The sequence below is a fragment of the Arthrobacter sp. TB 23 genome (assembly GCF_000294595.1).
Lineage (GTDB): Bacteria > Actinomycetota > Actinomycetes > Actinomycetales > Micrococcaceae > Arthrobacter_D.
This window is the reverse complement of sequence record NZ_ALPM01000122.1, coordinates 1-4,645: the sequence shown is the minus strand read 5'-3', so window position 1 is coordinate 4,645 and position 4,645 is coordinate 1. Positions and strand designations below refer to the sequence as shown.

Genomic DNA, 4,645 nt, shown 5'->3' with positions numbered 1-4,645 from the left:
CCCGCCGGGGCAACAGCCGCGGCAGCCGCGGCGACGGTCGGGAGCCTGGCTGCGGCCCTGGTCGCAGCCAAGGCCCTGCATAGCGCTCTGAAAGCGGGTGAACAATCAGTTCGCTGGCTCGCGCATTCGACGGCCGCCGGAGTTTCTCTCCTGTCCGGGCTGTCGGCAACGATCGATTCCGGGGAATCGAGGCTTGCCTCAATTGAAGCGGAGGCCGAGACGCTTAAGTCTGAGGAAGCACAGGCCAGGGCAGACGCTGCAGCGAAGAAGGCGGAGGCAGCCCGTGTGGCGGCGGAGCAGAAAGAACGGGCAGCAGCTGCAGCAGTGGCTGAGCAGGAACGAAAAGAGGCGGCCGAGCGGGCCGAAGCGGATCGTCTGGCAGCCGAGGCTGCCGCTTTGGAAGCTGAAAGGCTCGCCGAAGCCGAACGGGAGCGCGTCCGAAACCTTCCTGCGCCCTACGTTCCGCCCGCACCTGCGCCCTACGTTCCGCCAGCTCCGCAGCCTGCCCCTCCGGTCGTGCAGCCTCCACCGCCGGCGCAGGAGCCCTTCCCGGGTTATACCGGTCCCCGGTGTTACGCCCCCGGTGGGAAGACCTGGAAGCCCTGCCCCTAACGGGTCAGGTGGTTGGGCAGCCGGTTCCCCGGCGCGCGCCCCCGGATTTCCAGCAGCTCCCGCGCATGCGCCTCAAGTCGGCGGTCCTCTTCGGACCGGGGTATCCACCCCGGGACGGCCACAGCTGTGCCGTTCGCATCCCTGGCCACCATCACGGTGAGGCAGTAGGTGGTCAGATTCATCTCCTCGTCGGTCGGTTTTCCGGACCTGACGTGGACGGCGATGTGCATTCCCTTGTTGCCCGTATAGACCAGGCGGGCTTCCACCTCCACCACGTCCCCGATCAGCAGCGGCCGATAGAACCGCACCCCACCGGAGAACACCGCCACGGTGTCCTGGCCGCAGTACCGAGCCGAACAGACGTAGGCGGCCTCATCGATCCAATCCATCACCGTGCCGCCGTGCACTTTGCCACCCCAGTTCACGTCGGTGGGCGCCGCGAGGAACCGTAGGGTAACTTTTTCGGCGGTCCCTTCGTCGGTGTAGACCTGTCCGCGCATCGCCTCGACAATTTCCTCGCGCACAGCGATCCGGGCCTTCGCCGCGTCCCGGCGGCTGACCTCTTCGGGGGTTGACGGTTCGTACGGTGGTACCGGAACAGGCTTGCCATCCGGTCCGACCGCTACGAAAATCACCAGGCATTGGCTGCGCATTGACGCGTCGCCGCCTTTGACGTCACCGGAGGACACCATGGTCTGGATGTGCAGCGACGACCGCCCGGTGTACACAATGGTTGCCTCGACCTCCACCATGTCGCCCACATTCACCGGATCAGCGAAGTGGATATTGCCGACGTACGCGGTGACACAGTAACTTTTCGCCCACCCGACGGCGGCAGCGTAGGCTGCCTTATCCACCCATTCCAGCACCGTCCCGGCGTCGACGGAACCACTGTGTCCTAGGTCGGTGGGAGCAGCGAGGAAGCGCAGGGTTACCGAGTTGGTCTGATTCATTGAGTCAGTATTGCGCATCTGGAACTGGCGCTCATCGGTGCAGGACCGAACCTAGTCAAATCAGCTGGTCTCAACGGGGCACAGATCCGGGCCGCCGCTCGGGTGGTTGGCGTCAGCCACCCTGCTCCGGCCCGTCACTTCGCTGATTCAGCCAGCTATCTTGGCGCAAGCCGCGGACATTAGGCGCGCTCAGATGTCCGCTTTGGATTGCCCCACACATCGGTGTGGAACAGCGGTCCGAGCAGGCAAAAGTTGACCACCCCAGCCGCGATCATTACGAAACCGACCAGCACCAGGGCTATCCCGCCGGCACCCTCCACGGCAAAAACACCCACCAGGGCCAGTACCACTCCAGCCGTGATGCGCAGGATTCGACCGCTGCTGCTGCGCATAAACTTCACGAATTCCATCGTCTTTCCTTTCCTCTGTCCTTCGCGGATACTCTGTTAGACGGTTCATCGAGCGGAACTGGACGTAGGAGCGTGCGGCAATGCTGTCATCCGAAGAATTTCTTACCGCGCTTAGCGCCGAAATGCCGCGCCTTCGACGATTGGCGCAACGGACTGCGCCGAAAGGCATCGACGCCGACGACCTGGTTCAGGACACTCTCGAACGGGCGTGGCGTGCCCAGGGCACGTACCGCGGCGACGCCTCGTTGGCCACGTGGCTGCACCGCATCCTGATCAACCGTAGTAAAGACCTTGCGGGGCGGAACGCACCCCTGACTATGCCAGCCAATGAGGATCTTAGGGCCATGACGGTCCCAGATCCGCTCGCCGTGATTGAACAGGCAGAGGACGAACAACATCTCCGCGCCGGACTGGCGCAACTCCCCGTACAGGACAGGATGATGCTCGTTCTGCATGACAGTCTGGATTGGAGCGCAGCTGAGATCGCCGATCTAGGAGGCTTTTCTGAAGCAGCCGCACATAAACGCCTGCAGCGAGCGCGATTACGCATGGTCCAGATCCTGGCAAAGACCAGCGGGACGATCGAACGACAAACCGCCGACTGCCGGCAGGCCCGGGACTCCCTAGCCCCTTACCTTGAGGGGACCCTCGCCGACGAAACTCAGCGGCATATCGAAGCGCACCTCAGACACTGTCCGCACTGCCCACCCCTGGCCCAGGCCCTCGTCGGCTTACGCTCAGCCCTGTCCCACCCATCCCCCAGGTCCACGCCAGCGCCTCGACTGATGAAAGCACTCGCTTCTTTCCGTCAGGAAGTCGACGAATACGACCGTACGTCCGAAAGGTGAAGCCCTCGGCCGTCGCCGCATGGGACAGGGGTCGCTTCATGGCTCCAGCATGCGCGCTGGCTGTTTCGGCTGCGTTGCGTCGCCGTGACCATTTACCGCCAATCGGCATCGGGACGATATTCTTGACCTATCACCCGCGCACCATCCCCGCCCCCGACGCCGTCGTCCGGGCGGACGCGCGCATGAGCCAGCCGCGCCAGACCTATTCGACCAGGTCCGCGGCGGGCCGCACACAACGCTGGAGAACCCAGCGGCAGGAAGGGATTGACAGTGCACCGCGACCCATCGGAATGCCTTGACACATGGATGAGCCGAGAGGCTCTTGCGGAGGGAATGATCCCCGTCATCGGGCGGCTGTACCGCGAAAACAACGTGGTGATCAGCATCCACGGCCGCAGCCTCATCAATAAGTCGGCCATGAACATCCTCAAAGCCCACCGGTTTGCCCGCCGGATCAGCAAGGAAGAGTTGTTCCTTGAGGAAACCGCGCCGCTCCTGCGCACCCTGGTGGACCTTGATCTGGGCGCCGCGGCCATCGACATTGCCCGGCTGACCCAGAAGTTCAAGGCCGACGGCGGTGGCGCCTCTCTGGAGGACTTCCTCCGCGCGGAGCTGGCCGACGTCGTCGACAAGCGCGGGGCCGACGAACGCACCAGCACCGACGTCGTGCTCTATGGTTTCGGGCGCATCGGCCGCCTGGTGGCACGGCTCCTGATCGAGAAGGCCGGCGGTGGCCACGGGCTGCGGTTGCGCGCCATTGTGGTCCGTAAGGGCGCCGACAACGACCTGATGAAGCGGGCCAGCCTGCTCCGCCGCGACTCGGTGCATGGCAGCTTTGAGGGCACCATCCGGATTGACGAAGAAGCCAACACGATTACCGCCAACGGCGTGCACATCCAGGTGATCTACTCGAACGACCCGTCCACCGTCGACTACACCGCCTACGGCATCAAGGACGCCCTGCTGGTCGACAACACCGGACGCTGGCGCGACGAGGAAGGGCTGTCCAAGCACCTGCAGAGCAAGGGCATTGCCCGGGTGCTCCTGACGGCGCCGGGCAAGGGTGCGCTGAAGAACATTGTGCATGGCATCAACCACAACACCATTCTGCCCACGGACCAGATCGTCACCGCCGCGTCCTGCACCACCAACGCCATCACCCCCGTGTTGAAGGCCATCAATGACCGGTTCGGTGTGGTGCACGGGCATGTGGAGACGGTGCACTCGTTCACCAATGACCAGAACCTGATCGACAACTTCCACCAGGGTGACCGGCGTGGCCGTTCGGCGGCGTTGAACATGGTCATCACCGAGACCGGTGCGGCGAAGGCCGTCGCGAAGGCGCTCCCCGAGCTCGAGGGCAAACTGACCGGCAGCTCCATCCGCGTGCCGACCCCCGATGTCTCGATCGCTATCCTCAACCTGACCCTGGCCGACGGGACCAGTAAGGACGAGGTCAACACCTACCTGCGCGAAACGTCGCTGCACTCCGATTTGCGCAAACAGGTCGACTACATCGACTCGCCCGACGTCGTCTCCACCGACTTTGTCGGATCCCGCCGGGCCGGGATTGTCGATGGACTGGCGACCATCGCGAACGGCACCAACCTGGTGCTCTACGTCTGGTACGACAACGAGTTCGGCTACAGCTGCCAGGTGGTCCGGGTGATGGAGGAGATGGCCGGCGTGAACCCGCCGTCGTTCCCGGCCAAGGAACCCGTCGCCGCGACCGTGCGGTCCTCGGCCTCGGCGGGCTGAAACACGCCGCCCGCACGAAGGCGCCCCTCGAGGCGACCTGTGGGGGCGACCATAGAACCGCCGG

At 64.3% G+C, this 4,645-nt stretch carries 5 protein-coding genes; 3 read left to right on the top strand and 2 right to left on the bottom strand.

The genetic code is table 11. The features are described from left to right. The first annotated feature begins 285 nt into the window (after window positions 1–285). Complete coding sequence (locus B384_RS21215; RefSeq protein WP_237715342.1) at window positions 286–612, top strand: hypothetical protein; 327 nt, start codon at window positions 286–288, stop codon at window positions 610–612. Here the strand turns inward: B384_RS21215 and B384_RS0116115 are convergent. Both B384_RS0116115 and B384_RS0116110 read right to left on the bottom strand, forming a co-directional pair. After that, on the bottom strand, window positions 609–1,565 hold the full coding sequence (locus B384_RS0116115; protein ID WP_026041246.1) for an acyl-CoA thioesterase: 957 nt from the start codon (window positions 1,563–1,565) through the stop codon (window positions 609–611). The genes B384_RS21215 and B384_RS0116115 overlap by 4 nt on opposite strands. 179 nt (window positions 1,566–1,744) lie before the next feature. Beyond that, window positions 1,745–1,975: a YgaP family membrane protein gene (locus B384_RS0116110; RefSeq protein ID WP_019484130.1), complete on the bottom strand. Its 231-nt coding sequence runs from the start codon at window positions 1,973–1,975 to the stop codon at window positions 1,745–1,747. 80 nt (window positions 1,976–2,055) lie between these two features. On the opposite strand from B384_RS0116110, the gene B384_RS19330 reads away from it, so the two are divergent. Both B384_RS19330 and B384_RS0116100 read left to right on the top strand, forming a co-directional pair. After that, window positions 2,056–2,823: a sigma-70 family RNA polymerase sigma factor gene (locus tag B384_RS19330; protein ID WP_019484129.1), complete on the top strand. Its 768-nt coding sequence runs from the start codon at window positions 2,056–2,058 to the stop codon at window positions 2,821–2,823. Between the two features lie 270 nt (window positions 2,824–3,093). Beyond that, window positions 3,094–4,581 (top strand): glyceraldehyde-3-phosphate dehydrogenase, encoded by a 1,488-nt coding sequence (locus tag B384_RS0116100; protein ID WP_272942583.1) that lies wholly within the window; start codon window positions 3,094–3,096, stop codon window positions 4,579–4,581. Window positions 4,582–4,645: the final 64 nt, after the last annotated feature.